This window comes from Neobacillus sp. MER 74 (genome assembly GCF_023714155.1).
Genome location: NZ_JAMAUV010000053.1, coordinates 1 through 2,377 on the forward strand (window position 1 = coordinate 1; position 2,377 = coordinate 2,377).

Here is a 2,377-nt window from a genome sequence, read left to right on the forward strand (position 1 = left end):
GTAAGCCCCCAATCAAACAACGCATATAAACCCGCAGCTCCTCTTGGTACGATACATGTATCAACTAAAGGAGGTGCTTTTTCTTATGCCAAAACAAAAATTAACAATCGTCCCCGTTTCACTCCACGCTGAAAATAAAAATTTCGTTCCATGCACTTCTCCAGCTCCATCATCAAATAGCGTTTGCACAATCAAAACGGCAACCGCTGAAATATCCTTCTTCAACGGCGTAGATGAGCGCATCATTCAAACCGTTATGAGGGAGTTGAAGCAGCAATGAAACATGATTATACAAGCGTGAAAAATATCTACATCATTTGTGGGAGGACCGATATGCGAAGAGGCATTGACGGATTGGCCACACTGATTCAAGATTCCTTTGACCTGGATCCGTACAGTGATTCGATTTTCTTATTTTCCGGGTGGAGTAAAGATCGTTATAAATGTTTATATTTCGATGGTGATGGCTTTGCCATGCTTTATAAACGTTTAGATAAAGGTAAACTGCAATGGCCTAAAGACGAAAATGAAGTTCGCAAACTTTCTCAGCAGGAGGTTCGATGGCTCCTCGAGGGATTATCCCTCCAACAGCCAAAGGCGATTCAACCATCATCAAAAGGTGTATTTTAAATTCAGCAAGCTACTAATATTATCTTTATTCTGCTGTTCGAACTAGTTATAATAAAAAGAACGAAACTGAACGAATAGTGGTGAATGATATGGCGAACGCTTCTTCTAAGAATGAAAAAAAATTAATTCAGCTGCTCGAAGAGCAATTGGCTCATTCGAATCAACAAAACAAAAACTTATCAAAACAAATTGAAGCGTTAACCGAGCAAGTTCGCCAATTAACTAAGCTTTTATATGGATCAAAAACCGAACAATCGAAGTACAATACACCGGATGGGCAAGTGTCACTATTTGAAGATGATCCGTCTTTTAATGAACCTGAGCACCCAGGAGAACAAAGCCAACAGACGATTTCTTACACTGTTGTTCGAAATATTCAAAAGAAAAAACGAAATGATTCATTACATGATGACATCGAAGTAGAAACAATTCACTATTATCCTGAAAACACGCTATGTGACTGTTGCCAGGGACAAATGATTGAGATTGGCAGTACAATCGTACGAGAAGAGGCAGAATTTATTCCCGCAAAAATGAAAAAAATCCAACACGTTGAACACGCTCTTGGATGTATAGACTGTAAAGGCGATACATTTCAAAAGGCGCAAATTAAACGTGGTAAAGCACCACAGCCTCCTATTCAACGAAGCATCGCAAGTCCTAGCGTACTTGCCAAAGTAATATATGATAAATATTCACAATACCTACCACTTTACCGTCAGGTAAAGGAATGGGACCGTTATGGCCTAAATACCAATGATAAGAACCTTTCGAACTGGGTCATTCGTACTTCTCACGATTGGTTAATGCCTATTTACGAACGAATGAAGCAATTGATGATGGCTAAATCTCTTTTACATGTGGACGAAACTTATAGCCAAATCATCAACCGATCCGACGGAAAATCTGGTCAAACCAATGCCTATAACTGGGTTTATCGAAGTGTTCCATGCCAAGGTCCTCCAATAACTCTCTTTCAAAGCGCTCTATCACGGGCTCGATCTGTCCTTGAAAGTTTCATAGAAGGTTTTTCTGGAACAATTATTTGTGATGGTTATTCTGCCTATGATAAGTTGGAGGGGGTTTCCTTCGCAAATTGTTTTGCGCATGTTCGTCGTTATTGGTTGAAAGCGGACAGCAAAAATGGCCGAATTGGTGTAAGCTTTTGTGATGATTTATATAGACTCGAAAGGAAATTTAAACATTTGTCTCCGAGTATGCGTAGAAAACAACGCCAAAAACACTCGAAACCAATTGTTGATAAATTCCTTGAATGGGTTGAAACGTCACCGTTCTTCGGAAAAAATGCCCTCGCGAAGGCAGCGGAATACACATTGAATAGGGCAAATGGACTTAGAGCATTCTTGAATGATGGGCGCATCGAAATCGATAATAATCCAGCCGAAAACGCCATACGACCAAACGTTATAGGTCGAAAAAACTGGTTATTTTCGGTAAGCGAAGCTGGTGCTCGAGCAAATGCCATCTGTTTGAGTATCGCAGAAACAGCCAAAAGTAACGGTGTTGATTTCTATGAATACATAAAGAAACTATTAACGGATCTGCCAAATCTCAGCATCCATCAAAATCCTGAGATTCTAGATCAATATATGCCCTGGTCAAAAATGATTAAGGCAGAATGCAGAATAAATATGAAATAAGCCGTAATTCGATTAAAAAAATCGGAATTTACGGCTATTTGAAATGCGTACCGGAAGGTACGTCTTTTTTATAATTCGGGCTTACA

General features: G+C 39.5%; 3 protein-coding genes. All 3 read left to right on the forward strand.

Features of this window, described 5'->3' with window-relative positions; genetic code table 11:
* The first annotated feature begins 85 nt into the window (after window positions 1-85).
* A complete protein-coding gene (locus tag M3610_RS27335; RefSeq protein ID WP_251463599.1) occupies window positions 86-280 on the forward strand; it encodes a hypothetical protein in 195 nt (64 codons plus the stop codon).
* The gene (gene tnpB, locus M3610_RS27340) at window positions 277-630 is read left to right on the forward strand and encodes an IS66 family insertion sequence element accessory protein TnpB (protein WP_285851506.1); all 354 of its coding nucleotides are present in this window, start codon (window positions 277-279) and stop codon (window positions 628-630) included. The genes M3610_RS27335 and tnpB overlap by 4 nt, the downstream gene beginning before the upstream one ends.
* Window positions 631-719: 89 nt before the next feature.
* Entirely contained in the window at window positions 720-2,291 is a 1,572-nt protein-coding gene (gene tnpC / locus M3610_RS27345) for an IS66 family transposase (RefSeq protein WP_251463601.1), read from the forward strand.
* Window positions 2,292-2,377 lie beyond the last annotated feature (86 nt).

What these genes read in the sequence shown, in the direction of transcription:
- M3610_RS27335 (WP_251463599.1), top strand. Translation starts at nt 86, where the DNA reads ATGCCAAAACAAAAATTAACAATCGTCCCCGTTTCACTCCACGCTGAA.
- tnpB (WP_285851506.1), top strand. Translation starts at nt 277, where the DNA reads ATGAAACATGATTATACAAGCGTGAAAAATATCTACATCATTTGTGGG.
- tnpC (WP_251463601.1), top strand. Translation starts at nt 720, where the DNA reads ATGGCGAACGCTTCTTCTAAGAATGAAAAAAAATTAATTCAGCTGCTC.